A 25,142-nucleotide genomic window follows, 5' to 3' on the forward strand; every position below is an offset into this window, starting at 1 on the left:
CCCACCATACTTGACTTACTATTTCAACACCGCAATAAAAATGCAGCCTATTCCAAGAGCGAGAAAAAAAAGCTTTAAAAAAGAAATCTCACTCGCAACGCTCGCAATTCCAATTGACATCGTTAAAATTAATACAGTCGGTCCAACAAATGCCAACATACCATTTATAAACAATGCTTTTTTTGCATCATTCACATAGAGCATAAGCAAAGCGGCGAATATTTCCGCGCTACCTGAAAACAACCGAAGCAAACCCATGACAAGCACGGATGTTTCCATTGCCGCCAGCCACTGTTTCATTCTCCCACCCTCTCTCCTAACAATTCCTTTACAAATAGCTGACAAAATCTTTAGGCTGAAAGATCATATTTGTACAACCATATGCAGAGGTTGTCTATTTCAGAAGTAAAAACATATTTTCTGTATTAAATTCCATAAAATTCCGAATATTCACATCTACTTATGTTATACTAAATGCAAGAAGGAGGGAGGGGGAATGCAACACGTAACATTAGTACCACTGGATTTACAATATGCAGAGATCCTTTTTACTTTATCAGGTGATGCACATGTGAAGGACCCCTAGGAATAAATGTAGATACCCCCGAGGATACAAAAGCATTTATTCGTTTTGCAATGAAAGAAGAACGAAAAGGGAAATCTCTATCCAGAATAATTATCAATGAAAAAAAGAAATAATTGGCATTACTTCTCTCAAACATATTGATCACCAAAAAAAGATATCTCATATTGGTAGTTGGCTCGGTTATCCTTATTGGGGGCAAGGTTACAATGAGGCTGCTAAAAAAGAAATATTTAAAATTGCATTTGAAGAATTAGATCTTATATATGTATTTTCCGGTGCAAAAACGGCGAATGTTCGTTCTTTAAAAGCGTAGGAAAAGTTACCTTATATTTCATTACATATGGAGGAGCAATTCCCAAAGGAACACGCTTTATTAGAAAAAGAAACAAAAGTTCCTTGTGTACTACATGCCGTATCTCGAAAAAAATTTTTAAGGTGGTTACAACAAAATGATTGATGCTGATAAGGAAGTTACTTTTTAAAAATAGAGAGGTGATTAAAATGAACCTTATGCGTGCTCTTTACATAATTATATTGGAAGTAATCGGTATTTTTTTATTTTCTAAAATAGTAGATTGGTCATTTATGGAGGTATTCTTCCTAAGTAGTCTGAGTATATTTGGAGTTTCTTGGCTCACTACTTTAAATATGAACCGCAATGCGAATATGGATCACGCAGTATATAAGGGATTGACTGGCGTAGAGACAGGAGAAATAAGGTCATTTCAGATCAATTGGAATCCTTTCACATTCGGAACATCCATTCTTGTAGTGATTAGCCTTATTATAAGCGTTATTTATTACTTACCTTATTTCATATAGAAAAAGCACCCGTGATCATCACGAGTGCTTTTTCTAACTATGCACGAGAAACGTATTTACCTTCACCTGTGTTGATGATCAGCATTTCGCCTTCGTTAATGAAGATTGGTACTTGTACAACAAGACCAGTTTCTAATGTAGCTGGTTTTGTTACGTTAGAAGCTGTGTCACCTTTAATACCTGGCTCTGTTTCAACAACTTTTAACTCTACAGTATTCGGAAGTTCAACCCCAAGTACTTCGCCTTGGTATGTCATAATAGCTACTTCCATATTTTCTTTTAAGAATTTTAGCTCGCGCTCGATTTGAGTTTCACCAAGTTCGATTTGCTCATAAGTTCCGTTATCCATGAATACGTGAGACTCACCGCTCGCGTATAAGTATTGCATACGACGGTTTTCGATATGTGCTTTTTCTACTTTTTCACCTGCACGGAATGTTTTTTCTTGAACAGAACCTGTGCGAAGGTTACGTAATTTAGAACGAACGAATGCAGCACCTTTACCTGGCTTTACGTGTTGGAAATCTAGAACTTGCCAAAGGCCATTGTCCACTGAAATTGTTAAACCTGTACGAAAATCATTTACTGAAATCATGCAAAAAATCCTCCTGTGTATTACAAAATAATAAGTTCTTTCGGAGACTTCGTGATCACTTCATTACCTTCGCTTGTTATGATGATATCGTCCTCGATACGCACACCACCAACACCCGGAATATAAATACCTGGCTCTACTGTTACAGCCATACCAGGCTCAAGTACCGTTTCAGAGCGAAACGCTAAACCTGGTGCTTCATGAATCTCAAGACCCACTCCATGACCAGTAGAATGTCCAAAATATTCACCGTATCCTTTTTCCGTTATGTAGTCACGTGTTAATGCATCTGCTTCACGACCAGTTAAACCAGCTTTAATGCCGTTTACACCACGGATTTGCGCTTCTAAAACGACATTATAAATTTCTTTTAATTTATCAGATGGTTCGCCGACTGCAATCGTACGTGTAATATCAGAGCAATATCCTTTATAATAAGCACCGAAGTCTAATGTTACGAAATCTCCTTTTTCTATCACTTTTTCAGATGCCACACCATGCGGCAATGCTGAACGAAGTCCTGAAGCAACGATAATATCAAACGAAGAAGATGTTGCTCCTTGTTTTCTCATGAAAAATTCAAGTTCATTTGACACTTCAATTTCAGATACGCCTGGGCGAATGAATGATAGAATATGTTCAAAGGCAGCATCTGCAATCTGTGCAGCTTCCTTTAATATCTTAATCTCTGAATCCGTCTTAATCAAGCGTAACTTTTCTACAAGCCCAGAAGTTGGAACAAATTCCGCTTCAACAGCTTCTTTATGTGCTGTATAAGAGCTATATGTAAGATCATCTTGCTCAAAGCCAAGCTTTTGAATCCCCAAGTCTTTCACTTGTTTCGCAACTTCATCCAGAATTAGTCCTGTATGTTGTACAATCTCATAACCAACAGCTTGTTTACTAGCTTGCTCTACATAGCGGAAATCTGTAATAAATAAAGCACGATCGTTAGAAATAAGTACAACACCAGCTGTCCCTGTAAAGTTCGTCATATATCTACGACTATATTCATTCGTTAATAAAATACCATCAATACCAGCTTCATCAAATGCACTTCTTAACTTCGTGATCTTTTCCATCAGTTTTATGCCTCCCTAAGTTTCTCCATTAATGCAAATAACGCTAACTTATAGCCATAAAAACCAAATCCAACAATTTGTCCTGTAGTGGCAGCTGCCGTCACAGATTCATGGCGAAACGATTCGCGCTGGTGTATGTTGGAAATATGTACTTCAATAACCGGAATCGAAATGCTCGCAATCGCATCCCGAATCGCATAGCTATAATGCGTAAATGCTCCTGGATTTAGAATGATTCCTTCATATATGTCATCAGCCTCATGAATGATGTCAATAAGAACACCTTCATGATTCGATTGAAAACATTCTAACTCCACTCCCAATTTCTCTGCTTCTTGCTTCATCTCTGTTTCAAGTGTCGCTAACGTTCCTTTCCCATATACATTCACCTCTCGGACACCAAGGCGATTTAGATTAGGACCGTTAACGAGGAGTAATCTTTTCATATTTGTAAACTCCTTAATATAAAAATGTCTATACAACATTTTAACACAGGAGTCACTTATTTGAATAGTTTGTCTACTCTGCCCCTTCCCCTTGATTCATGTTGTTTGCTTCAAACGAAACAGAATATGTGATAAATACACCATATAAAATAAAAATACATATCGTTGTGACAATTGTTTCTTTTGGTAAATGAAGTGCATTTTTTATAACAGGTGCAATAGAACCTAGCCCCAAAAATAAAATACTCCACCAAAAGAAACCATAAATGATCCCAGGTAGTATCCCTTCAAATCTTTTAAAAAGAACCTTATAGAGAAAGGCCACCAAAATAGAGAGAATCCCAATACAGACAATACCTAATACATTTCCCCAAACGCCTTCTTTCCATGATCCAAACGCAAATGGTAAAAGCAAATAGTTTGGTCCAGCTTCTGTAAATGAAAAAACATGAAGAAAATACCATATACTTCCCCAAAAAAAACCGCCAAACAAACCAATCTGTACAAATTTATTTATTCCTGATTGTTCTTGCTTCACATCAACACCTCCGCTTACTAGTATGTCCGAAACTATTTTGAAGCATGTTTAAATCATGCGAATTTTGTCTATAAAAAGAATAAGAAATGTCTGGCTCCTGCAACAATTTTTCTTGTCAGCAGCTTGTGTTTGTCGATAAAATAAAGGAAACTCGGTGATTGTCAAATCTCACAATGACAGAACCAAGTGTGACAATTGCCTCTTTTCTACATAAGAGAGAAACAAATACAGGTTGGTGTTAACATGGCAGAGGAGACAAAACAAATATACGGTGGGCAAGCGGTCATAGAAGGAGTTATGTTTGGTGGTAGAGAATATACTGTTACAGCGGTTCGTCGTAAAGATAAATCAATCGAATTTTATCGACTACGACGCGTGCAGAATAAAGTATTATCTACGCTAAAGAAGATTCCATTTCTACGTGGTATCGCCGCTATCATTGATGCAAGTGCTAATGGAGCAAAGCACTTAAACTTTGCTTCAGAACGATTTGACGTTCATCCTGAAGACGATGAACAGCTTGTAAACAAACAAGAAGAACAATCCAAATTAACGATGATATTAGGAGTAGCCGCAGTCGGTGTCTTATCGTTCATATTCGGTAAAGTTATTTTCACAGCAGTTCCCGCACTTTTAGCAGAATTGACAAGACCATTTTTCCCATCTCACACTGGGCAAATTATTGTCGAAAGCATCATTAAGCTCATCCTTTTACTGAGCTATATATATGTTGTGTCCCTAACTCCGATCATTAAGCGTGTGTTTCAATATCACGGTGCGGAACACAAGGTTATCAACGCTTATGAAAACAATCTTCCGCTGACAGTAGCAAATGTCCAAAAACAAACTCGCCTTCATTATCGTTGTGGTAGTAGTTTCATTATATTTACAGTCATTATCGGAATGTTTGTCTACTTTCTTGTTCCAACTGATCCGCTTTGGGTCAGAGTCGTAAACCGAATTCTATTAATTCCAGTTGTTCTAGGTATTTCTTTTGAAGTCTTACAGTTTACAAATCGATTACGAGATATTCCAATCTTACGTGTATTAGGATACCCAGGATTATGGCTGCAACTATTAACAACAAAAGAACCAGAAGATGATCAAGTTGAAGTTGCGATTGCATCCTTTGAAGAATTATTACGTTTGGAGAAAAAACAATAATCATTTTTTAAAATGGTACTCAACTCCTTTCCTTGTCGCTAATATACTAATTTTAATATATGTTATTTAGGAGGTGTTCCCTATGAACGGTCGTTCGTTTACGTTCGCTTTATTCGTACTTATTATTGGGCTAGCAATATTTGGTCTCGTATCATCTGCAATTACTGATCCATATGGAATGGTTAAAAACATTGTCATCATGTTACTTGTTGTTGGTGTCTTTTATGTATTATATAAAATGTTTACAAACTCCAGCGGTTCCGCCAATTCGCAAAACTCTTATAAGCGTGCTGCGAAACAATCGAACCGAAAATACGGAAAACAAAATGTAGCACCCCTAAGCAATTCTTTATTAAAACGAAATGCTTCTGATGACAAAGTTAAGAAAAGCAATTCATCATTGTTAAAGCGGAAGCGAAAACAATCCCATTTAACCGTGATTGAGGGTAAAAAAAATAAAAAGAAAGACCGCGCTTCCTTTTAGGAAATGCGGTCTTTTTTCATTTATGCTCTCTCACATATTGAAGCACTTCTGTTAAACTCTTTTCTTTCATACTCCCTAAGCGAAGATGGTGATTTTCAAACTGCAAAGTCTTTGTAACTTCATTAGGAACAACGACACATTTTAATTCCGCTGCAATCGCTGCTTTCAAGCCATTTACTGAATCCTCAAACACAACAGCTTCTGATGCATCAACTTTCAATTCTTCAATAGCTGCCTTATACAGTGCTGGATCTGGTTTTACTTTCTCAACATCTTCTTTTGTTTTAATAACTTCAAAATACTCTCGAATCCCTAAATCTTCTAAAAATCCGATAACCCACTTTCTTGAAGAACTAGAAGCTAAACCAATTTTTACTCCAAGACTTTTTGCTTCTTCTAAATATTCTTTCACACCATCACGAACGACTGGTATTTTCATTTTCTCTTGATGTAACGCCGAAACTTTTTCTTTTAGCAATTTTTTATTAAATTGCTCTTTCAATTGTTGTTCAATATATGTATAAAGTACTTCATCTGTTGTTCCAATACATTTCGCAAACTCTTCTAGAGGTAACTCACCACCATATTCGTGAATCACTTCCTGAAAAGATTGGAACCAAATTGTCTCTGTATCTACAATTAATCCATCAAAGTCAAAAATAATTGCTTTCATTCCTATCCCACCTTTTACAAAATAATTTTTCACATCTCTATATATTCAATTTAAATAAAGGAATTTCCTTTTCTAAACAAAAAAGGAAACGCACTTCGTTCCCTTTACTTTCCCTGCTCTTCATTTGCTTTTTGAACGCCGCGAAGTGTTTCAATTCGAAGCTCATCTTGCTCAAAATATTGTACTAAATCACCAATGCGGTCAATAGCTTCCCAACTTAAATGATGTTCAATTCCTTCTACATCATTATAAATCTTACTTTCATCCACACCGATAATACGCATAAATTGTTCTAATAACTCATGACGATATACAAGACGCTCCCCGATTTTTTTCCCTTTTGATGTTAATACAAGCCCTCTATATTTTTCATAAATTAGATACTCATCTTTATCTAATTTTTGTACCATTTTCGTTACAGAGGATGGATGTACACTAAGCGCTTCAGCAATATCAGACACGCGGGCATATCCCTTTTCATCAATCAACAAATAAATTTGTTCAATATAATCTTCCATACTAGGGGTAGGCATCGGTTTCCTCCATCCAATTTCATTTTATATTTTCCGCACGAAGCAATCAATAAAATGATACACCAGAAAGGGTATCATGACAAGAGTCGAACCGATCAAATGCCCTGAAACAAAAAAAGAATCTGTATATATATAAATTCTTCTATACGGAATATTGAATTTCAGTATTTGGAAAATATTTGTGAATACATCCCCTTATTGTCTCCTCTAACCTCACTACAAAGCGAAAACGTGTTTTTCCATTATGCTTTGCATCCAACAAATGATCCACATGCGAATATTTCGTAATGAAACGAAGACGATCTTATTCACTCTATCCAATACACTCAATCGTTTTCGCATTACGATATTTCTGCAAATCATTCTCTTCAGGTAAATCACGAATCTGATTATGGGATGTTGTCTCTCAAATTTCTAGACCCATCCATGTAAACTTATCATATAATTACTCAAGTGCCTGTATTTCAAAATAAACAACCTTTGGCATAAATAGCTTTATATAACTTTCCCCCCCTGCTTTTAGTATGAGCAACAGTACACTAATAACGCTGTTTTTCTTCTGTCTAATTTTACAAACTGAAAAATTTCATAAAGAAAAAAAGAAAAATACAAAATAATTAACGTAAATTGTTGACGTGATGCTTTTATTATCGGTATCATAAATCTTCGTGAGCAATTATTTTTCGTTATACGATTTTTTTATTATTACTGAATTTTTGAGAGGAGAAATTTGATGTCACTTAAGAAGAAAACGCAAGTACGCACCGGCAAAATGGTTCGTGAACTAATGTTAGCAGACGAAGATGTAAATGCTTCGCTAATTATGGTATATAGTGAAAACGGTGTAAACGCAGAAATTAAAATCGAGGGCTTAACGCCGAAATGTAACGAAGAATTATTTTTGAGCGGAAACGTGGATTGGAACAAGAGTGTCATTTATAAAATTGTTGATTTCACTGGAAACGCTGAAGTTGGTAAAGTTACATTAACAGCAATGAACAAAAATAATGTTTCTCTAGAAATTGAACGCGTTATGTGGAGCAAAGAAAATAAAGAAGCTGCAGAACAAGAAATAACACCAGTAGAAGCTGCGCCAAAGAAGGAAGTAGTCGTAGAGGCACCAAAGGTAGTTACAGCGTCACCTAAACCTATTACACGTGTTGAAGAACCTGTTGCAACGCCGAAACCTATTCCGGCACCAGCACCTAAACCAGTGCGTTCAGAAACAGTTGTAGCGCCACCTAAACCAGCACCTATAAAAAATGAAGCACCTACTCCAGTCGCAAAGAAAGAAACAGTTACGGTTATGCCTACAAAGCCGAAACAAACAACTGCGGCTGAAACAAACTCAAAACTACAAGAAAATTATGTAAAGCTTGTGAAAAAGACAATTGAAGTATGTCAAGATTACGAGCTTGGCATCGATATAGATGATTCTATTGAAAATTTAAAAGAAGAATTACAAAGCCAAGGTATTAGCGTTACTTTTGATAAAGAAATTATGGATGTCGTAAATCGCCTTCGTTCTTTACAAGAAAAAGGGATTAAAGTAGAAAAAGTACTGAATTTATTATAAAAAATAAGGAGGTGGCAAATGCCACCTCCTTATTTTTTATAATTCCACTCATCGCTCTCATATTTTTCTTTTGCTAATGTTTGCACTTCTTGAAGCTGTTCTTCCGTTAGTTCATACGGGACTAGCTCTACATCTAAGCCTTTTTCAAATCCAACTTGGAACGCTTCAATCAACTGTTCAATCGTAAATGTACGGTCTGTTAATTCATTGATTGCGACCGCTTTAGAAGAAAACATGCTCTTCATACGCTCTTTCACTCGCTCATTTGGGAATAAAAATAAATCATACAGCTCATCTAAATCAATTTCTAACGGAATAGATCCATGCTGTAGGATAACTCCTTTTTGGCGCGTTTGTGCACTTCCAGCAATTTTCCGGCCTTCTACAACAATTTCATACCAAGACGGAGCGTCAAAACATACACCTGAACGTGGATTTTTTAAATTTTCACGATCCGCTTCTGTTTTTGGAACCGCATAGTACGCTTCTAATCCTAGCGCCTTAAAACCTTCAAGTAGCCCCTGAGAAATTACGCGATACGCTTCTGTAACTGTTCTAGGCATATTCGGATGATCTTCAGAGACAATAACACTGTACGTTAATTCCTTATCGTGCAATACTCCCCTACCACCTGTTTGACGGCGAACAAATCCATATTCCTTCTCTTTTACTACATCCATATTGATATCTTTTTCTACACGTTGAAAATACCCCACTGTTAATGTTGGCACTTCCCATTCATAAAAACGAATTGTTGGTGGCATTTTCTTTTCACTTTGCCAATTTAATAAACATTCATCTAACGCCATATTGAATGCCGGTGAACATTGACCAGAGTTAATATAGCACCATTTTTCTTTTCCCATCCTGCACCTCATGTAACCAATTATTTTTCACAATATCTAGTCTAACAAATTCGACAAAATTTGTGAAAGAATACGAAATTTCCTCTTCTCACCGAACGAACCTGTTGCATAAATACATACGGGCATTATAATATTGAAAGTAGGATAAGAAAAAAGGGAGCGATAGAATCGTGTCAACAAACTTAATTATTATACTAGCCGTAGTTCTAGCATTCATCGGCTACTCTGTATGGATGTTTTTCTATCAGAAGAAATTGATTAAAACACTTTCAGAAGAAGAATTTCGCGCTGGCTACCGTAAAGCACAGCTTATCGATATTCGTGAAGCAGATGAATTTAACGCTGGTCATATTTTAGGTGCTCGTAACATTCCGCTATCACAAATCCGTATGCGTTACAAAGAGCTACGTAAAGACCAACCTGTTTATTTATACTGTCAAAGTGGATTCCGTACAGGACGTGCGGCTCAATATCTAAAAAAACAGGGTTACAAAGATTTCTACCAATTACAAGGTGGATTTAAATCTTGGACAGGCAGAATTAAAAAGAAATAATATTTTGAAGAACTAGCATGACTCATCAGCTAGTTCTTTTCTTCCATGTTGTTCGCAATATATGCTAAGTTTTGTTTTACTATTTCTTCATTTCTTAATTCTACATTGCGATATAACAATTGATATTCTAATCCTTTCTCTTTCCATATGAGCGTTGCAAATTCTTCCCCTTGTTCAAATTCATCCCTATTTTTAAAATAAGCAGTTGCCCCATTATTCAACTTCATCTGTTCCTGAAATCGATTTTGTTCTACAATATACGGAAAACTATAGGAAAAGTTAGCAACTGTTAATTCTATATAATCTTTTCTTCTTTTTTCCTGTTGTTTATATTTAATCGTTAAGACCGCGTTCTTCTTGCCAATTGTTCTTACTTCTCCTTTTACACCACTCATAACATCGTACGGCAAATATGTCGGAACTTTAAATGCTTCCGAAAAATATTTTTTTGTATCCTTTAACGAAATGGGACCAGATACAAGATCTACAGCTCCATCCGCATTTCCCACAAATTGTTTTTCCTCTTTCGCTGTTTGTTGGAATGAACATGAACTCAGTAACATACTAGAAAACACGAAACAAATGATTCTTTTTTTCAATTTGTTTCCGCCCCTTCATCCCGCTCCTTTTTCGAACAAAGCGTTAATATGTTGTTCATATTCGCTCCACCTGTCAACTCTCCCTTTGAAAACTTTCCCCGTTTATCTCACAGATTTTGACACAGCATTTTTATTTAGACAAAAAAAGACTTCCTGCTACTCTTACGCCCAAAATAAAAAGGTGACGCGAATAACAGTAGGTCTTTTATAACATAGATTGTGAAAAGCTTTTCAGGTCAAGCTTTTCCCATTATTTTTTTCCATTCCTATCTATTTGCCTATATAATGAACGAAGAGGTGATACATATGGCAAATATAAAACAAATTGCGAAAATCGCTGGGGTATCTATCACGACGGTTTCGCGCGTGCTAAATGACCATCCCTACGTCAGCGATGAAAAGCGAAAACGCGTTTTAGATGCGGTTGAAGAATTAAATTATGCAAAAAATATAAATGCAGTTCATTTATTAAGAGGAAAAACATTTACAGTGGGGGTAATGCTTCCTTTTATCAACTTACCCTATTTCAGTACCATTATTGAAGGGATTGGAAATGAAGCATTGGCTGCGGGCTATCATATTAATCTTTGTCAAACCAACTATGATAGTAAGGAGGAACTTCGTGTTCTAGAAATGATGAAAATGAAGCAATTTGATGGCATGATTATTTGCTCACGTACAAGCTCATGGGAGACAATTGAACCTTATGCAAAATTTGCTCCTATTATTTCTTGTGAAAAGATGATGCATCCACTTATTTCATCTGTTTATGTTAATCATTATGAAGGATTTCGCATTGGTACAGAATACTTATTACACAAAGGACATAGTCACATCGGTGTTTGTCTAGCTCGTGAAAATAGTGCCAACACAATGCAAAGAAAACAAGCATTTTTTGATGCACTCCATTCATCTGGAAAAATGGTACATAAAAACTGGATGTTCTATCAATGCTACACGATGAAAGACGGTTCCAAAGTTATGCAAAACATATTAAAAATGAAGGAACGTCCAACTGCTATCTTTGCTGCAAACGATCAAGTTGCAGCTGGTTTATTAACGGAAGCAAAAAAACAAGGTCTACGCGTTCCAGATGATATCGCAATACTAGGATTTGATAACCACGAAGTTTCTGAAGCACTAGAAATTACAACTATTGAACATCCGGGATTAAGTATGGGATTTCATGCATTTTCAATGTTTTATAAACAAATACAAAATGAACAAATGACCATTGATTCAAAAGAGCTCTCTTTCCGATTAATTGAGCGTCAAACCGTGTAAAGAGTACCAAATTAGGTGCTCTTTTTAGAGTTTTCCTTATTGACTTTATTTTTTCTTTCTTTTATACTCAAACTAACGAACGGTAGGTAGGGGATGAAGATGACAGCAAACCGCATTAAAGCTGTAGCACTTTCTCATTTCGCACGCTATGGCTATGAAGGGACTTCATTAGCAAATATTGCTCAAGAGGTCGGGATTAAAAAACCATCAATTTACGCACACTTTAAAGGAAAAGAAGAATTATATTTCACCTGCTTAGAAGCAGCCTTGCAAAAAGATTTACAATGCTTTACAGATGATATGGAAAATTTTTCAGAATCATCTACTGAAGCATTACTTGTAAACTTATTGAAAGGTTACGCAAAGCGATTTGGTGAAAGTGAAGAATCAATGTTTTGGTTACGCACTTCTTATTTTCCGCCGGATGCATTTCGCGAACAAATTATTGAAAAAGCAAATGCTCACATTGAAAACATCAGAGAACTTTTATTTCCTGTATTCAAACGAGCAAACGAACAAGGTGAACTGTATAACATTGAAATAAAAGACGCTTTAGAGGCTTATTTATGCTTAATTGACGGTCTTATGGTCGAACTACTATTCGCAGGTTTAAATCGCTTTAAGACCCGCTTAAACGCCTCTTGGAAAGTATTTTGGAATGGTCTTTCAAAATGACGGATTGCTTACTTAGCAATGCGTCGTTTTTCAGCCCTTTGCCTAACGACTGGTAGGAAGGAGAAATAATATATGGCATGGATTTATGTAATTTTAGCTGGCATTATTGAAATTTTTTGGGTGATTGGACTAAAGCACGCAACAACACCAATTGAATGGATCGGTGTTGCTCTTTTAATCGCAATAAGTTTCGTCCTATTGTTTAAAGCTTATAAAGATTTACCTGTAGGAACTGTATATGCTGTGTTTACAGGAATCGGGGCTGGCGGAATCGTTCTTACAGAGATTTTTATTTTCGGAGAACCTTTTTCAATTATAAAAGTTTTATTAATTGGTTTAATTTTCTTTGGAGTAATTGGTTTAAAACGAGTAACAGGTGAACAAGAAGAGAAGGAGGCTGCATAAAATGGCATGGGTATTTTTAATTATTGCTGGTATTTGTGAGATTGTTGGTGTACTGTTTATGAAAGTAGCCACTGAAAAGAAAGGCTGGGCACCAAAACTTATTTTAATTGCTAACTTCGGCGTAAGCTTCTTCTTCTTATCACTAGCAATGAACTCGTTACCGATGGGAACAGCTTACGCGATTTGGACTGGAATTGGGACTGCCGGAAGTGCGCTGCTAGGCATTCTTTTATTCCACGAATCAGCTGATTGGCGTCGCCTTGCCTTTTTAAGCTGCATTTTATGCGGGGCAGTTGGCTTAAAATTAATGAGCTAACGTGGGGTGATCGTCATGTGGAAAGCAAAAGGAAAACAAATCCTAACTGGGATTATACTCGGAATCGTTATTCTACTGCAAATAAGCTTTCATATTATAGAATGGCTATTTCATAAAGCAATTGCTGTTCTTACATTCCTTCCGAACATGGCGCTTGAAATTGCATCCATCGTTTGGTCGATAATTGCCTCTATTACAATTCTTATCATTTGGAGTATCGCCAAGATTTGGGGCAAATTAAGTAAAAAAGACAGTTCTTCCGAAAAGTGAAGTGACTGTCTTTTTTCATCTTTAATGATTCCTATATTTTGGATTTTTAAAGAAATTCGATACAATAAGGCATAGTATTCCAAGAATAAAAACACTAGTACCGATAATATTATTCACCTTTTTAAACATATCAATATCCGAGTAAAAATCAAGCATACTAAGATTTAAGGAAAGAACAATGCAGATTTCATTAATATTCTCCCTCGTATATTATTTTTTAGTTACTCTTTCAAGCGACGATTTAACACAATGTTCTCTTGGACGTCTGAGGATATTCCTAGATAATGAAAGTAAGGATCATTTGGGACAATTCTCCCTCTCCCTGTAGGCTTTAACTACATTAAAAGACTGTTTCCCAGTGTTCGCTTTATTCTTCCTACTCACAGGCTGTTCTCCTTAATTCAAACCTAGCTGTTAGTAGCGCTAGGGCGGCTTTTGAAGCAAGGGTAAGTTCTTATACACGAGGATGTTGGTCAGCGTTCACACTAGGGATATCCCCAGACGTCCAAGAAAGAGATTTTCCAATGATTCTAAAAGAAAGGAGGAACTCTCTCATGAAACTATTTGTTGGTTTAGATGTGAGCTCTCAAGATGCAAAAGTTTGTTTTTTAAATGGTGAAGGTGATCGATTAGAATCGTTCACCATTACAAATGACTTACCTGGAGCCATAATATTAAAAGAAAAAATTCTGAACACAGCTTCCAAATTAACCTGTGAAGTGATTAAGATTGGCTTAGAATCTACGTCGATTTATAGCTACCATCCAGCTATGTTTCTTCACAATGATAAGGAGCTAAGAACCTACGGTTCTCAAGTGTTTATGATTAATCCAAAACAAATTGCAAACTTTAAGAAAAGTTATCCAGAGATGGATAAAACAGATGCCATTGATGCATTTGTCATTGCAGACTATGTTCGTTTTGGACGTCATACGATGTCGATTGTGAAGGAAGAGCAATACATTGCCTTACAACAGTTAACTCGTTCTCGTTATCAACTCGTACATGCCTTAACAAAAGAAAAACAACATTTTCTTCAACACTTAGGATTAAAGTGTAGTCAATTTACACAAGACGTTGGGTCCTCTGTCTTCGGAAATGCCATGATGGAATTATTCTTAGAACGATTCAGCTTAGAAGAACTCGCTCAAATGCCCTTACAAGATCTCGCTCTTTTTCTTCAGGAAAAAGGAAAAAATCGTTTTGGTAATCCAGAAGAAATAGCAAAATCCATTCAAAAAGCTGTCAGAGGATCCTATCGTTTAAGTAAAGTGGTAGAAGATTCTATTGACCTTCTACTAAGCACCTCCATCCAGATTATGCGCACGTATCAAGCTCAAATTAAAGAGATTGAGAAAGGTATAGAAAGTTTGATGTCATCGCTACCTCAAACGCTTGAAAGCATTCCAGGTATAGGTCCTGTATTCGCAGCCGGTATTGTGGCTGAAATTGGTCAAATTGAACGCTTTACCGATGAAACACGAATCGCCAAATACGCAGGTCTATTCTGGAAGAAATATCAGTCTGGTCGCTTTACTGCAGAAAACACGTCATTAACACGATCAGGGAATCAGTATCTACGTTATTACTTAGTTGAAGCCGCCAACTCTGTAAGGCGTCATGTCCCTGAATATCGTGACTATTATGCGAAAAAATCTGCCGAAGTACCTAAGCATAAGCACAAACGAGCCCTCGCATTAACCGCAAGAAAATTTGTTCGTTTGGTGGATGCGCTACTACGCAACAACCAAATTTACACGCCCGGAAGGAGCGTTGATAGATGATGTCTACTGACATTCTTCCTTCTTCTATATTCCATTAATTTACAAATTATTAATGGTCTAGTTTCGTATTGCCTTTTTTAAGCTGAAATAACAAATTAAGTGTTTAAATTACTAGAATCATTACTTGACATCACACCACAGGTCTTTTAACCTCTGTTTCCTCATTACATGTCTCTTCCCCATTTTTTCAAATCTAACTATATCTTCACTCCTTTAGGGCATACTACACAAAAAGGAGCTGATTATATGCAAAATTCCATACATAAACATATCCTATTGTTATTTTTCTTATTTCTTTTCTTTGTTATATGTTTCAGCCTCATATTACATGCGCCAAAAGATATGCCGAGCACCGTTTCTGTTTATAAGTTACTTCTGTGTTATTTCTCTTATTGAAAAAAGGTGTCTTATAATGAGACACCTTTTTATAAAATCCCATCCAAAAACAACGCATATACATATAATTACATCAGCTATAGTAACAAACTCCTTATTTTGGACAAGAAAAAAAGACCAACAATTCCCTGTTGGTCTTCCATATATGTATCACTTCTCAAAGCGATCTAACATTTCGTCTCTCATCCCAAAACTAACAACCGCAATTCCTATGTACATAAAAATAAGAAATGCCGGATGCACCGCATTGTACCAGCTGCTATCAACAATTAAATATACCGTTAATGCCACAACAAGTACAAACGCTAAAATAAACATATAAAAGTGTCTTGTACTACCCATAATAAGCTCCTCTCTTCTCACTTCACCATTCAACAGTATATTTTATCGAATAATTCGATATGACTCAAGGTTAACTTTCTCTTATATAATCAAGTTCTACCTTTACAATGTCATCACAAGCTATTGAAATAATTGTTCCTTGTTTATCAATCGCCGTCACTTCTTCGTTATCCATTACACGATGTGCTACACGTTCTAACATTTTCCCATGATCTCGATAACAAAATTCCTTTATATCTTTAATCGTTTTACCGTTTTCTAAATGATACACCATCCTGTAACACTTATAGCCCATTTCCTCACCCCAAATTGTTCGTTTTTTCACATATACATAAAAATGAGTTATGTCTCTCTCATTACGCCCTCTTAATTTCAATAAAATTCTAACAAAAATACACAATTTTATCAAACCGACTTTTTCAACAAAAAAGCCTAAAAAACACCTTTCCTCTACACTGTTACATAAAACATAAAAATTCTTTACATTATTTTCATAATTTCTGCACAAATTCTCCACAAAAAAAGAACCCGCGTATAGCGAGTTCTTTTCATTTCACATGTACTCAAACTTGTACAGGAGTTGGCTTTTGATAACGTAACACTGGTTTACGAGCAGCCATTGTTTCATCAAGACGTTTAATTACCGTTGTATGTGGTGCTTCTTGTACAACTTCTGGATTTTCTTCTGCTTCTTTTGCGATTTGAATCATCTTATCAATGAATCCATCTAATGTTTCTTTTGATTCTGTTTCTGTTGGCTCAATCATAATACATTCTTCCACGTTTAACGGGAAGTAAATTGTTGGTGGATGGTAGCCAAAATCAAGCAGACGTTTTGCGATATCTAACGTACGTACGCCAAGTTTCTTTTGACGACGTCCTGATAATACAAATTCATGCTTACAATGTCTATCAAATGGAAGATCGTAGAATGGTGCTAATCTTCTCATCATATAGTTTGCATTTAATACAGCATATTCTGTTACTGCACGTAGACCATCTGGACCCATAGAACGAATATACGTATAAGCACGAACGTTGATACCAAAGTTTCCATAGAATGGTTTCACGCGTCCAATCGCTTGTGGACGATCGTAGTTAAAGTGATAGCCATTTTCTGTTTTCTCTAAAATTGGTTTTGGTAAGAACGGAATTAAATCTGCTTTTACACCTACTGGGCCAGAGCCCGGGCCACCGCCACCATGTGGACCTGTAAATGTTTTATGAAGGTTTAAATGCACAACGTCAAATCCCATATCGCCAGGACGTGCTTGGCTTAATACTGCATTTAAGTTCGCACCATCATAATACAATTTACCCCCCGCATTATGAACGATTTCTGCCATTTCTAAAATATTTTCTTCAAATAAACCAAGTGTATTTGGATTTGTTAACATAAGTGCTGCTGTCTCTTCATTCACAACACGTTTTAAATCTTCTAAGTCAACAAGGCCATTTTCATTTGATTTAACTGTAATTGTTTCAAAACCTGCTACTGTTGCAGATGCTGGGTTTGTTCCATGCGCAGAGTCAGGAACAATAACTTTTGTACGGTTATAATCACCATTTGCTTCATGATATGCACGGATTAGCATTAATCCTGTCCATTCCCCATGTGCACCAGCTGCTGGTTGAAGTGTAACAGTATCCATTCCTGTGATTTCAATTAAATGTTCTTGTAAGTCATACATTAATTCCATTGCACCTTGCACTGTTTTTTCATCTTGAAGCGGATGAATGTGTGCAAATCCTGGGAAACGTGCCACGTTTTCGTTAATTTTTGGATTGTACTTCATCGTACAAGATCCTAATGGATAGAATCCAGAATCAACACCGTGATTACGGTTTGAAAGCGCTGTGTAATGACGCATAATGTCTAGTTCAGATACTTCTGGAAGCTCTGCATCTTCTGAACGAATATAATCGCTCTCAAACACATCTTCTAATTTCACTTCTTCTACATCTAATTGGGGTAAGCTATATCCTACGCGTCCTTTTCTACTCATTTCAAAAATAAGTGCTTGGTCTTGGTTCTTCATTGGATAGCCCCCATTTCGTTTACAAGTGTGTCAATTTCTTCTTTTGTACGAAGTTCTGTTACAGCTAGTAGCATATGATTCTCTAATTCTTTATAATCACGGCCTAGGTCGTAACCACCGATAATATTCTTTTGTACTAATGCATCATTTACTTCTTGTACTGGACGTTTGCAATCTACAACAAACTCATTGAAGAATGGTCCGGCAAATATTACAGTAAATCCTTTTTCTTCAAATTGACGTTTTGCATATTGTGCCTTCGAAATGTTTTGGCGTGCCATTTCTTTCACACCTTGTCTTCCAAGCGCTGTCATTGCAACAGATGCCGCTAATGCATTTAGTGCTTGGTTTGAACAAATGTTAGATGTCGCTTTATCACGACGAATATGTTGCTCACGAGCTTGTAATGTTAATACGAAGCCACGTTTGCCATCTGAATCCACAGTTTGTCCTACAAGACGTCCTGGAATTTTACGCATAAATGTTTTCGTTGTTGCAAAATAACCGCAGTGTGGTCCACCAAACTGTGTTGGGATACCAAATGGTTGTGCATCACCGATGACAATATCAGCACCCAATTTCCCTGGTGGTGTTAAAGCACCTAATGATAATGGGTTTGAAGAAACGATAAATAATGATTTTTGCTGATGAACGATTTTTTCAATATCAGCTAATTTTTCCACTTGTCCGAAGAAGTTTGGATATTGAACAATTACACAAGCTACTGTATCGTCCACTTCACTTTGTAATACGTCTAAATCTGTTACACCGTCTTTATAATCAATTTCAACAACTTCAAGATGTTGACCTTTTGCATATGTTTCAAGTACCGCTCTTGATTCTGGATGAACTGCTTTAGAAACAAGAATTCTCTTTTTACGAGTATGACCTGCAGCTAGCATCGCCGCTTCTGCTAATGCCGTACCTCCGTCATACATAGAGGAGTTTGCTACATCCATTCCTGTTAATTCACAAATCATTGTTTGAAATTCAAAAATTGCTTGTAATTCTCCTTGTGAAATCTCAGGTTGGTATGGCGTATATGCTGTATAAAATTCTGAACGAGAAAGAACATGATCAACAATTACTGGAGCATAATGATCGTATACACCTGCTCCTAAGAAAGATGCATATTCTTTTAAGTTGGCATTTTTACGAGCCATATCAGACAGTTCTTTTAAAAGTTCTGGTTCTGACTTTGCTTGTTTAATGTTTAAATCCCCTTTGAAACGAACACTTTCTGGAATATCAGAAAATAATTCATCGATCGTTTGAACACCGATCGTTTGTAACATTTCTTTTTTGTCTTCTTCTGTCATTGGAAGATAACGATGCAACATGAAATCTACCCCTCTCCCCGTTACTTTGAACGTTTGTAAAATGGTGTTGGAACAACTACTGCTTTAACACGTTTATTACGAATCTCAATTTCTACTTCCGTATCAACTGCTGCGTATTTTACATCAACTAATGCTAAACCAATACTTTTCTTTAACGTTGGAGATTGTGTACCACTTGTAACTTCCCCGATTTTTTCTTCGCCTACATATACAGGATAATGTGTACGAGGAATACCGCGTTCAATTACTTCGATGCCGACTAATTTACGAGGTGCACCGTTTTCTTTGTATTCTTTTAATGTTTCTTTTCCAAAGAAATCTACTTCCTTGTTTGTTTTTACTGCAAAGCCAATTCCAGCTTCAATTGGTGTAATATCTTTTGATAGTTCTTGACCATAAAGTGGAAGCGTTGCTTCAAAACGAAGTGTATCACGAGCTCCTAAACCACATGGTTTTAAGCCGTCTTCTTCTCCAACTTCAAGAAGTTTCTCCCAAAGTTTTGCAGCGTCTTCACTCTTGCAGTAAATTTCAAATCCATCTTCACCTGTATAACCAGTGCGAGATACAAGTGCAGGGGTACCGTCTACAAGAACTTCGTTTTTAAATTTAAAGAACTTAATCTCTTTTAAATCTTCTGACACAACTTTTTGTAAAATGCCTTCTGCTTTTGGTCCTTGAATTGCAAGCTGTGCAATTTCACTAGAAACATTGACTACCTTCGTATCGCCAATTACATGACTTGCTAACCATTCGTAATCTTTCTCGATATTCGATGCGTTGATTACTAATAAATAGTCTTCTTCACCACGCTTGTAGATTAATAAATCATCTACAGTGCCACCATTTTCGTAACACATTGCTGTATATTGTGCTCCTCCTACCTTTAAGGTAGAAACATCATTTGTAACAACACGTTGTAAAAATGCTAAACTATCTGTACCTGTGACTTCAACTTCTCCCATGTGAGACACATCAAACAGACCCGCTGCTGTACGAACAGCCTCGTGCTCTTCTTTAATGCTTGAAAATTGAACTGGTAATTCCCAACCACCAAAGTCGATTGTTTTCCCACCATACTTCGCGTAAACATCAAATAGCGGTGTACGTTGTAATGTAATCATGTTCTTTCCCCCTTATGCTGTCTATGACAAATCATTAAAAGTTGGCTTCCCGTATCTAAACATTTTTTATTCAGAAAAGATGGGATATACGGAATCTCAATGTATTTTTTTATGAAAGCGTAAATAAAAAAGTACTTTCTTGGATAAAATACGAAAGATTCCACACATTTCACACCATTATCCTAACATTTTTCGATCTATTTCATCAATATTCTAGCATAAAAAATAATTTGGAATTTTTTAATCTTACACTTACGAAAATGACTTCACCTAAAAATGCTAGAAATTAACGTTCTGGTGAAGGGTATAACAATAACCGTTTTAGTTTACAGAAGGTGGGAGAGTTTTAATGAATGTCGATATTTCCGTAGATCGGACTTGGAAAAATAATTTTTTAAAACGAATTGATGAGGACGGCCCTTGGACAAATTGGGAACTGTATAATTTAGCTTATGAAACAGAAAGATCGTTGCTTGTCCCTACATTTGATGGCCTGCAAGCACCAAAATATTTATCCCACTTCACACCGCTTCCTCATCAGTTGGAAGTCGCACAAACTGTGATTGAACAAATGAATGGAAAGGCAATACTAGCAGATGAGGTTGGACTTGGAAAAACAATTGAAGCGGGTCTGATTTTAAAAGAATATATGGTGCGAGGTCTTGTAAAAAAAGTATTAATACTCGTTCCTGCTTCCCTTGTTTCACAGTGGGCATATGAGTTGAATACAAAATTTTTTATCCCCGCTGTTGCTCAGAGGAAAAGTTATTCATGGGAGCAAGCTGATGTTATTGTTTCATCAATTGATACAGCAAAACGTTCACCTCATCGCGACATCGTTTTAAACTTAGAATATGACCTTATTATTATTGATGAAGCACACAAACTTAAAAATAACAAAACAAAAAACTATGAATTTGCACAACGACTGAAAAAGAAGTTTTGCTTATTACTAACTGCAACACCTGTTCAAAACAAAATTGATGAAATTTTCAATCTCGTTTCCTTATTAAAACCAGGACATTTAGGCAATCAATCTAACTTCGAAGAATATTATGCATCGAAAAATCGCTCAGCAGAGTCAGATGAAGATTTAAAAGCGCTCATTAATAAAGTGATGGTAAGAAATCGGCGAAATGGTACAGGTATCGAATGGCCGAAAAGGCATGTTCGCACAATATTTATTGATTTTAATGAGGAAGAGCAAGCGTTATATAATGCAATTGAAAATTGGAAAGGACAAGACGCTTTTACCTCTGCCTTTTCATCATTAACTTTGAAACGAGAAGTATGTAGTAGCCGTGAAGCAGTTTATTATTCACTCAAAAAACACGTGGAAAAAAGGCAAAAAGAAAATGTGAATTATATATCAGACCCATATATCGATGTTTTAATGGACAAAATCAACCATATTCCTTTTAATTCAAAAGCGAATCAAGCACTAGAGCTTATAAAAGAAATTAATGATAAAGTCGTCATCTTTACAGAATACAGAGCAACGCAAATGTATTTACAATGGTTTTTAAAACAGCATGGTATTTCATCGGTTCCCTTTCGAGGTGGATTCAAACGAGGAAAAAAAGATTGGATGAAAGAACTCTTCCAAAATCATGCGCAAGTGTTAATCGCAACTGAAGCAGGCGGTGAAGGGATTAACCTACAATTTTGTAGCCATATGATTAACTATGACTTGCCTTGGAATCCGATGCGGCTTGAACAGCGGATTGGACGTATTCATAGGCTTGGTCAAAAAAATGATGTTCATATTTATAACTTAGCAACGAAACATACAGTTGAAGAACATATTTTAAAACTTCTATATGAAAAAATTAATTTATTTGAGCGGGTCATCGGTGAACTTGATGAGATTTTAACAAGGATCAACATGAAAAATATCGATGCACATATTCAAGAAATTTTTGCAGGGTCAAAGAGCGAAGGAGAAATTCGAATCAAGATGGAAAATTTAACATCTATCATCGACTTCGCGAAGAGAAACGAAGCTGAGGTGCAAGGTTATGCAGCAACATGAAATTCATAATTACTTATGGGATTTTTTCGAAGCAAACGACTGTGAGATTTCCCAGCGTTCCCCTCATCTACTAGATGTACAATTAACAATTGAGATGGATAAACTATTGATGAATCGACCTTTTTATTGGCATTACCTCGAGAAAACAGGTGGTATCCCAAATCCGATGAAACTTACTCTCATTACAAACCCAGAGAGTGACGGTGAGGAAGGTGAGCTTATTCACTATGGCTCCCCTCGTCTACATCAAATTTTTCAAACAACAAAAGAACTCGGTTCATACATACGCTTATTCGAAGAAGTGAATTTAGGTAGTACAACTCATACACCACTTCACCCATGGCTTGGCGTCAATGTAAAAGTATGTTATCAATGCGATCGAAAGAAAGACATGCTTCATTCCATCGGGATTCATCTTATTTCTGGAACGATGATTACAAACTTTCATGAAACATTAGCGAAAATTCGGCTCACGCCAAAAATACCGGATTTCAGTTTTACACTCACTCCAATTATTAAACCGCAAAGTGGACTACAGCGAATAGAAGATGCATTAAAAAACTTCATCACAGCAGATGATCATACATGGGCTGAAGAAGCACGGGTACGTTGGAACCATGATTTATCGCTTCTTAATCGCTTTTATGAGGAAAGTGAAGAGCTTCCCGAAAGCTACGAAATAGAAAAGCAAGCCTTACAAGAACAATACGAACCGCGGATTACAATGCAAATTATAAATGGCGGACTCTTCTATGTAACCGCTAAACATTTTTTTCATGAGAAAAGCCCCTTCATATGAGAAGGAGCTTTTCTTATATTTTCCCATTATACTTCCGGCCATCATTATGTTCTTGTTGCTGTTTTTCTGTCATTCGCTTTTGATATTCCCTATCTTTTGCACTCACATGGTTTGCATCTGTTGGAAGATTCTTTTTTGAACGTCCTACGCCATTACTCATTTTTTTCACCCCTTATGTTTTTCAAATTCATTCTTATTGTCAGCTAGTGGTGCAATCCTTATACAAAAATAAGAGAAGCTTTTCGCTCCTCTTATTCCTTCACATATTTTTGAAACATATCGTGTAAGCCTTGATTTACAAGATAAGAGATCTGTTCGTCAGATTTATGCGGATAACGATCACGCAACCTGATAGATGCTTTCACCATTAAATTTTCTAATACAGAACGGCCACCTTCACCATAAATAATTTCAGCATATTCTACAAGCCTTCCATCTTCTATTGTTGCTGGATTATGATTGAAGAAAAATTTACTCATTGTCTCCACCTCTCTCTTTGATAACGTTTACATTTATATAGATTATTTATGTTATTTATTTCACAATATTGTATGCATGTATAGATGATTAGTTTCATTATAAAACAACATGACGATAGGAATAACTTAAGTTTTCGTCAATTTTGTGAACAAACCCTTAAAAATGAAAGCGTTTTAATTATTATATACTAAAAAAGATTACCACGCTAGGGGCAATCTTTTTTATTTCTACTAAATTATGACTTTTGCTTCATTTCGTACACGCTCAAAACGTTTCCGAAACATTAACCTACCACTTGTATACAAGTTCTCAAATTAAAATCACCACCGCGAAGAAGGGAAGATGATTTCACGTGTTTGCTTCTCTTTCTGTTTTTACTTGGCATGAGGTAGGAATAAACTCTAATTACTTCTATGCATCGCTAAATCCTCTCTTTCAACTAAAAAGAAGTGGGATATCGTTTATTAACTTTAATTATCAACTAATCCTGTACAATATTCAGAAATTATATTGTAAAATATATCTATTACTTAAGGAGGTCTATAATGAATCAAAATAAGAAAGCCATATTCGATATTGTCTTTTACCTCGTCTTCCCTTTTGTCATTTGGAAATTTGCAAAAGCACATATTGATCCTTATTATGCAATGCTTATTTCCTCGGTACCGGGAATTCTTTATACACTGTACTGCTTTAAGAAAGAAAAACAGTTCAACGTTACAGGGTTCTTTATTTTGATCACCCTCATTGCTAACACGACAGTAGACATACTATCTGGCTCTGCTGCGCGAATGCTTTGGAACGACGCATATTATCATATCGTACTCGGCTGCATTGTCATCTGTACAATCTTTATTAAAAAACCGCTCATGTTATATTTCGCTGCTGATATCGCAGTCTTGCAAGGACATGACCGAGATAAGAGTCGCGCTCTTTACCGTGACAAACGTATATATCCGGCCTTGAAATATTTAACACTATTTTTCGGTCTCCAATTCATTTTAAAAAGCTTTTTAAAAATCTATTTCATTTCTGTTTTTGGTGTAGAAGGATATGGTGAAATGCGAGCAATCATGACCGCTGTTGGCTGGGGGATCTCCATATGTATTGGAATAGGATTTGTATGGGTTAATAATAAAATATACGCAGTAACTGAACAAACAGAATCTACACAATAAGTTGGAAACTATCAAAAGAAATAATAAAAATTCCCCAGTGCAATATTGCACTGGGGAATTTTTATTAGGCTTCTCTGTCGAATCAATGACAAGTATACACCCATCGCCAAAATTGTCCTATACCGCCCTAGTATATTTACTAGTGGTAAATCATTTCACTCAT

The 25,142-nt window shown here is 36.2% G+C and carries 31 protein-coding genes and 2 pseudogenes; 16 read left to right on the forward strand and 17 right to left on the reverse strand.

The window, feature by feature from the left end:
• Positions 1 to 18: 18 nt before the first annotated feature.
• Entirely contained in the window at positions 19 to 300 is a 282-nt protein-coding gene (locus tag QRY57_RS20765) for a YqhV family protein (protein ID WP_026589977.1), read from the reverse strand.
• Between the two features lie 196 nt (positions 301 to 496).
• On the opposite strand from QRY57_RS20765, the pseudogene QRY57_RS20770 reads away from it, so the two are divergent.
• Positions 497 to 1,043 (forward strand): annotated as a pseudogene (locus QRY57_RS20770) (GNAT family N-acetyltransferase).
• Positions 1,044 to 1,096: 53 nt separating this feature from the next.
• A complete protein-coding gene (locus tag QRY57_RS20775) occupies positions 1,097 to 1,408 on the forward strand; it encodes a hypothetical protein (RefSeq protein WP_286017915.1) in 312 nt (103 codons plus the stop codon).
• Between the two features lie 37 nt (positions 1,409 to 1,445).
• On the opposite strand, the gene efp is transcribed toward QRY57_RS20775, so the two are convergent.
• The 4 genes from efp to QRY57_RS20795 all read right to left on the reverse strand — a co-directional run bounded on the left by efp (position 1,446) and on the right by QRY57_RS20795 (position 4,069).
• A complete protein-coding gene (gene efp / locus QRY57_RS20780) occupies positions 1,446 to 2,003 on the reverse strand; it encodes an elongation factor P (protein WP_026589975.1) in 558 nt (185 codons plus the stop codon).
• Positions 2,004 to 2,023: 20 nt separating this feature from the next.
• Positions 2,024 to 3,085 (reverse strand): Xaa-Pro dipeptidase, encoded by a 1,062-nt coding sequence (pepQ, locus tag QRY57_RS20785; protein ID WP_286016003.1) that lies wholly within the window; start codon positions 3,083 to 3,085, stop codon positions 2,024 to 2,026.
• 5 nt (positions 3,086 to 3,090) lie between these two features.
• Positions 3,091 to 3,531 carry a type II 3-dehydroquinate dehydratase gene (aroQ, locus tag QRY57_RS20790; protein WP_026589973.1) on the reverse strand — a complete coding sequence of 147 codons (441 nt, stop codon included), beginning with the start codon at positions 3,529 to 3,531 and terminating at the stop codon, positions 3,091 to 3,093.
• Between the two features lie 73 nt (positions 3,532 to 3,604).
• Positions 3,605 to 4,069 (reverse strand): YqhR family membrane protein, encoded by a 465-nt coding sequence (locus QRY57_RS20795; RefSeq protein WP_026589972.1) that lies wholly within the window; start codon positions 4,067 to 4,069, stop codon positions 3,605 to 3,607.
• 243 nt (positions 4,070 to 4,312) lie between these two features.
• Between QRY57_RS20795 and QRY57_RS20800 the strand changes: the two genes are divergently transcribed.
• Both QRY57_RS20800 and QRY57_RS20805 read left to right on the forward strand, forming a co-directional pair.
• A complete protein-coding gene (locus QRY57_RS20800; RefSeq protein ID WP_286016004.1) occupies positions 4,313 to 5,233 on the forward strand; it encodes a DUF1385 domain-containing protein in 921 nt (306 codons plus the stop codon).
• Positions 5,234 to 5,315: 82 nt separating this feature from the next.
• Positions 5,316 to 5,717, forward strand: coding sequence for an SA1362 family protein (locus tag QRY57_RS20805; protein ID WP_026589970.1), 402 nt, complete (start codon positions 5,316 to 5,318; stop codon positions 5,715 to 5,717).
• A 16-nt stretch (positions 5,718 to 5,733) separates the two neighbouring features.
• Here the strand turns inward: QRY57_RS20805 and QRY57_RS20810 are convergent, their stop codons facing one another.
• The 3 genes and pseudogenes from QRY57_RS20810 to QRY57_RS20820 all read right to left on the reverse strand — a co-directional run.
• Positions 5,734 to 6,390, reverse strand: a complete 657-nt coding sequence (locus tag QRY57_RS20810; RefSeq protein ID WP_035414365.1) for an HAD family hydrolase — start codon at positions 6,388 to 6,390, stop codon at positions 5,734 to 5,736.
• A gap of 104 nt (positions 6,391 to 6,494) precedes the next feature.
• Positions 6,495 to 6,923, reverse strand: coding sequence for a transcriptional regulator MntR (gene mntR / locus QRY57_RS20815; protein WP_016116280.1), 429 nt, complete (start codon positions 6,921 to 6,923; stop codon positions 6,495 to 6,497).
• A 193-nt stretch (positions 6,924 to 7,116) separates the two neighbouring features.
• Positions 7,117 to 7,422 (reverse strand): annotated as a pseudogene (locus tag QRY57_RS20820) (spore photoproduct lyase family protein); the annotation flags it as partial.
• Positions 7,423 to 7,656: 234 nt separating this feature from the next.
• Here QRY57_RS20820 and QRY57_RS20825 point away from each other — a divergent pair.
• Positions 7,657 to 8,499 carry a hypothetical protein gene (locus QRY57_RS20825; protein WP_286016005.1) on the forward strand — a complete coding sequence of 281 codons (843 nt, stop codon included), beginning with the start codon at positions 7,657 to 7,659 and terminating at the stop codon, positions 8,497 to 8,499.
• Positions 8,500 to 8,528: 29 nt separating this feature from the next.
• Here QRY57_RS20825 and QRY57_RS20830 read toward each other — a convergent pair whose 3' ends face one another.
• On the reverse strand, positions 8,529 to 9,365 hold the full coding sequence (locus QRY57_RS20830; protein WP_026589966.1) for a lipoate--protein ligase family protein: 837 nt from the start codon (positions 9,363 to 9,365) through the stop codon (positions 8,529 to 8,531).
• Between the two features lie 170 nt (positions 9,366 to 9,535).
• On the opposite strand from QRY57_RS20830, the gene QRY57_RS20835 reads away from it, so the two are divergent.
• On the forward strand, positions 9,536 to 9,919 hold the full coding sequence (locus QRY57_RS20835; protein ID WP_026589965.1) for a rhodanese-like domain-containing protein: 384 nt from the start codon (positions 9,536 to 9,538) through the stop codon (positions 9,917 to 9,919).
• Positions 9,920 to 9,948: 29 nt separating this feature from the next.
• Here the strand turns inward: QRY57_RS20835 and QRY57_RS20840 are convergent, their stop codons facing one another.
• Complete coding sequence (locus tag QRY57_RS20840; RefSeq protein ID WP_286017916.1) at positions 9,949 to 10,494, reverse strand: DNA polymerase III subunit delta; 546 nt, start codon at positions 10,492 to 10,494, stop codon at positions 9,949 to 9,951.
• Between the two features lie 330 nt (positions 10,495 to 10,824).
• On the opposite strand from QRY57_RS20840, the gene QRY57_RS20845 reads away from it, so the two are divergent.
• The 6 genes from QRY57_RS20845 to QRY57_RS20870 all read left to right on the forward strand — a co-directional run bounded on the left by QRY57_RS20845 (position 10,825) and on the right by QRY57_RS20870 (position 15,252).
• A complete protein-coding gene (locus QRY57_RS20845; protein WP_026589963.1) occupies positions 10,825 to 11,802 on the forward strand; it encodes a LacI family DNA-binding transcriptional regulator in 978 nt (325 codons plus the stop codon).
• A 93-nt stretch (positions 11,803 to 11,895) separates the two neighbouring features.
• The gene (locus tag QRY57_RS20850; protein WP_286016006.1) at positions 11,896 to 12,477 is read left to right on the forward strand and encodes a TetR/AcrR family transcriptional regulator; all 582 of its coding nucleotides are present in this window, start codon (positions 11,896 to 11,898) and stop codon (positions 12,475 to 12,477) included.
• Between the two features lie 72 nt (positions 12,478 to 12,549).
• Positions 12,550 to 12,882, forward strand: coding sequence for a DMT family transporter (locus QRY57_RS20855; protein ID WP_026589961.1), 333 nt, complete (start codon positions 12,550 to 12,552; stop codon positions 12,880 to 12,882).
• A 1-nt stretch (position 12,883) separates the two neighbouring features.
• Positions 12,884 to 13,198, forward strand: a complete 315-nt coding sequence (locus QRY57_RS20860; RefSeq protein WP_286016007.1) for a DMT family transporter — start codon at positions 12,884 to 12,886, stop codon at positions 13,196 to 13,198.
• 15 nt (positions 13,199 to 13,213) lie between these two features.
• Entirely contained in the window at positions 13,214 to 13,468 is a 255-nt protein-coding gene (locus QRY57_RS20865; RefSeq protein ID WP_286016008.1) for a DUF3975 family protein, read from the forward strand.
• 554 nt (positions 13,469 to 14,022) lie between these two features.
• Positions 14,023 to 15,252, forward strand: a complete 1,230-nt coding sequence (locus QRY57_RS20870; protein ID WP_098019289.1) for an IS110 family RNA-guided transposase — start codon at positions 14,023 to 14,025, stop codon at positions 15,250 to 15,252.
• 546 nt (positions 15,253 to 15,798) lie between these two features.
• On the opposite strand, the gene QRY57_RS20875 is transcribed toward QRY57_RS20870, so the two are convergent.
• The 5 genes from QRY57_RS20875 to gcvT all read right to left on the reverse strand — a co-directional run bounded on the left by QRY57_RS20875 (position 15,799) and on the right by gcvT (position 20,490).
• The gene (locus tag QRY57_RS20875) at positions 15,799 to 15,990 is read right to left on the reverse strand and encodes a hypothetical protein (protein WP_026589958.1); all 192 of its coding nucleotides are present in this window, start codon (positions 15,988 to 15,990) and stop codon (positions 15,799 to 15,801) included.
• A gap of 70 nt (positions 15,991 to 16,060) precedes the next feature.
• Complete coding sequence (locus tag QRY57_RS20880; RefSeq protein ID WP_286016009.1) at positions 16,061 to 16,285, reverse strand: DUF3929 family protein; 225 nt, start codon at positions 16,283 to 16,285, stop codon at positions 16,061 to 16,063.
• A 268-nt stretch (positions 16,286 to 16,553) separates the two neighbouring features.
• Positions 16,554 to 18,029 carry an aminomethyl-transferring glycine dehydrogenase subunit 2 gene (gene gcvPB / locus QRY57_RS20885; RefSeq protein ID WP_286016010.1) on the reverse strand — a complete coding sequence of 492 codons (1,476 nt, stop codon included), beginning with the start codon at positions 18,027 to 18,029 and terminating at the stop codon, positions 16,554 to 16,556.
• On the reverse strand, positions 18,026 to 19,369 hold the full coding sequence (gcvPA, locus tag QRY57_RS20890; protein ID WP_208018189.1) for an aminomethyl-transferring glycine dehydrogenase subunit 1: 1,344 nt from the start codon (positions 19,367 to 19,369) through the stop codon (positions 18,026 to 18,028). Before gcvPA ends, gcvPB begins: the two co-directional genes overlap by 4 nt.
• Positions 19,370 to 19,389: 20 nt before the next feature.
• Positions 19,390 to 20,490, reverse strand: a complete 1,101-nt coding sequence (gcvT, locus tag QRY57_RS20895; RefSeq protein ID WP_026589954.1) for a glycine cleavage system aminomethyltransferase GcvT — start codon at positions 20,488 to 20,490, stop codon at positions 19,390 to 19,392.
• Positions 20,491 to 20,839: 349 nt separating this feature from the next.
• On the opposite strand from gcvT, the gene QRY57_RS20900 reads away from it, so the two are divergent.
• Complete coding sequence (locus tag QRY57_RS20900) at positions 20,840 to 22,522, forward strand: DEAD/DEAH box helicase (RefSeq protein ID WP_286016011.1); 1,683 nt, start codon at positions 20,840 to 20,842, stop codon at positions 22,520 to 22,522.
• Positions 22,509 to 23,321, forward strand: coding sequence for a YqhG family protein (locus QRY57_RS20905; protein ID WP_286016012.1), 813 nt, complete (start codon positions 22,509 to 22,511; stop codon positions 23,319 to 23,321). The genes QRY57_RS20900 and QRY57_RS20905 overlap by 14 nt, the downstream gene beginning before the upstream one ends.
• A gap of 13 nt (positions 23,322 to 23,334) precedes the next feature.
• On the opposite strand, the gene QRY57_RS20910 is transcribed toward QRY57_RS20905, so the two are convergent.
• Entirely contained in the window at positions 23,335 to 23,481 is a 147-nt protein-coding gene (locus QRY57_RS20910) for a hypothetical protein (protein ID WP_000064866.1), read from the reverse strand.
• 91 nt (positions 23,482 to 23,572) lie between these two features.
• Positions 23,573 to 23,800, reverse strand: coding sequence for a hypothetical protein (locus QRY57_RS20915; RefSeq protein ID WP_026589951.1), 228 nt, complete (start codon positions 23,798 to 23,800; stop codon positions 23,573 to 23,575).
• Positions 23,801 to 23,884: 84 nt separating this feature from the next.
• Between QRY57_RS20915 and QRY57_RS27035 the strand changes: the two genes are divergently transcribed.
• Both QRY57_RS27035 and QRY57_RS20920 read left to right on the forward strand, forming a co-directional pair.
• Positions 23,885 to 23,992 (forward strand): GTP pyrophosphokinase, encoded by a 108-nt coding sequence (locus QRY57_RS27035; RefSeq protein ID WP_307802265.1) that lies wholly within the window; start codon positions 23,885 to 23,887, stop codon positions 23,990 to 23,992.
• Positions 23,993 to 24,346: 354 nt separating this feature from the next.
• Complete coding sequence (locus QRY57_RS20920) at positions 24,347 to 24,979, forward strand: VC0807 family protein (protein ID WP_026589950.1); 633 nt, start codon at positions 24,347 to 24,349, stop codon at positions 24,977 to 24,979.
• The last annotated feature ends 163 nt before the right edge of the window (positions 24,980 to 25,142 follow it).

Source organism: Bacillus arachidis (assembly GCF_030285945.1).
GTDB classification, from domain to species: Bacteria; Bacillota; Bacilli; order Bacillales; family Bacillaceae_G; genus Bacillus_A; species Bacillus_A arachidis.

Excerpts from the sequence above, each read along its gene's own strand:
- QRY57_RS20805 (WP_026589970.1), top strand. The coding sequence starts at position 5,316 with ATGAACGGTCGTTCGTTTACGTTCGCTTTATTCGTACTTATTATTGGG.
- QRY57_RS20860 (WP_286016007.1), top strand. The coding sequence starts at position 12,884 with ATGGCATGGGTATTTTTAATTATTGCTGGTATTTGTGAGATTGTTGGT.
- gcvPA (WP_208018189.1), bottom strand. The coding sequence starts at position 19,369 with ATGTTGCATCGTTATCTTCCAATGACAGAAGAAGACAAAAAAGAAATG.
- QRY57_RS20850 (WP_286016006.1), top strand. The coding sequence starts at position 11,896 with ATGAAGATGACAGCAAACCGCATTAAAGCTGTAGCACTTTCTCATTTC.
- QRY57_RS20910 (WP_000064866.1), bottom strand. The coding sequence starts at position 23,481 with ATGAGTAATGGCGTAGGACGTTCAAAAAAGAATCTTCCAACAGATGCA.
- QRY57_RS20845 (WP_026589963.1), top strand. The coding sequence starts at position 10,825 with ATGGCAAATATAAAACAAATTGCGAAAATCGCTGGGGTATCTATCACG.
- pepQ (WP_286016003.1), bottom strand. The coding sequence starts at position 3,085 with ATGGAAAAGATCACGAAGTTAAGAAGTGCATTTGATGAAGCTGGTATT.
- QRY57_RS20830 (WP_026589966.1), bottom strand. The coding sequence starts at position 9,365 with ATGGGAAAAGAAAAATGGTGCTATATTAACTCTGGTCAATGTTCACCG.
- QRY57_RS20905 (WP_286016012.1), top strand. The coding sequence starts at position 22,509 with ATGCAGCAACATGAAATTCATAATTACTTATGGGATTTTTTCGAAGCA.
- QRY57_RS20915 (WP_026589951.1), bottom strand. The coding sequence starts at position 23,800 with ATGAGTAAATTTTTCTTCAATCATAATCCAGCAACAATAGAAGATGGA.
- QRY57_RS20855 (WP_026589961.1), top strand. The coding sequence starts at position 12,550 with ATGGCATGGATTTATGTAATTTTAGCTGGCATTATTGAAATTTTTTGG.
- QRY57_RS27035 (WP_307802265.1), top strand. The coding sequence starts at position 23,885 with ATGATTAGTTTCATTATAAAACAACATGACGATAGGAATAACTTAAGT.
- QRY57_RS20900 (WP_286016011.1), top strand. The coding sequence starts at position 20,840 with ATGAATGTCGATATTTCCGTAGATCGGACTTGGAAAAATAATTTTTTA.
- QRY57_RS20920 (WP_026589950.1), top strand. The coding sequence starts at position 24,347 with ATGAATCAAAATAAGAAAGCCATATTCGATATTGTCTTTTACCTCGTC.
- gcvPB (WP_286016010.1), bottom strand. The coding sequence starts at position 18,029 with ATGAAGAACCAAGACCAAGCACTTATTTTTGAAATGAGTAGAAAAGGA.
- mntR (WP_016116280.1), bottom strand. The coding sequence starts at position 6,923 with ATGCCTACCCCTAGTATGGAAGATTATATTGAACAAATTTATTTGTTG.
- aroQ (WP_026589973.1), bottom strand. The coding sequence starts at position 3,531 with ATGAAAAGATTACTCCTCGTTAACGGTCCTAATCTAAATCGCCTTGGT.
- QRY57_RS20875 (WP_026589958.1), bottom strand. The coding sequence starts at position 15,990 with ATGGGTAGTACAAGACACTTTTATATGTTTATTTTAGCGTTTGTACTT.
- QRY57_RS20765 (WP_026589977.1), bottom strand. The coding sequence starts at position 300 with ATGAAACAGTGGCTGGCGGCAATGGAAACATCCGTGCTTGTCATGGGT.
- QRY57_RS20865 (WP_286016008.1), top strand. The coding sequence starts at position 13,214 with ATGTGGAAAGCAAAAGGAAAACAAATCCTAACTGGGATTATACTCGGA.
- QRY57_RS20800 (WP_286016004.1), top strand. The coding sequence starts at position 4,313 with ATGGCAGAGGAGACAAAACAAATATACGGTGGGCAAGCGGTCATAGAA.
- efp (WP_026589975.1), bottom strand. The coding sequence starts at position 2,003 with ATGATTTCAGTAAATGATTTTCGTACAGGTTTAACAATTTCAGTGGAC.
- QRY57_RS20880 (WP_286016009.1), bottom strand. The coding sequence starts at position 16,285 with ATGGGCTATAAGTGTTACAGGATGGTGTATCATTTAGAAAACGGTAAA.
- QRY57_RS20775 (WP_286017915.1), top strand. The coding sequence starts at position 1,097 with ATGCGTGCTCTTTACATAATTATATTGGAAGTAATCGGTATTTTTTTA.
- QRY57_RS20870 (WP_098019289.1), top strand. The coding sequence starts at position 14,023 with ATGAAACTATTTGTTGGTTTAGATGTGAGCTCTCAAGATGCAAAAGTT.
- gcvT (WP_026589954.1), bottom strand. The coding sequence starts at position 20,490 with ATGATTACATTACAACGTACACCGCTATTTGATGTTTACGCGAAGTAT.
- QRY57_RS20810 (WP_035414365.1), bottom strand. The coding sequence starts at position 6,390 with ATGAAAGCAATTATTTTTGACTTTGATGGATTAATTGTAGATACAGAG.
- QRY57_RS20825 (WP_286016005.1), top strand. The coding sequence starts at position 7,657 with ATGTCACTTAAGAAGAAAACGCAAGTACGCACCGGCAAAATGGTTCGT.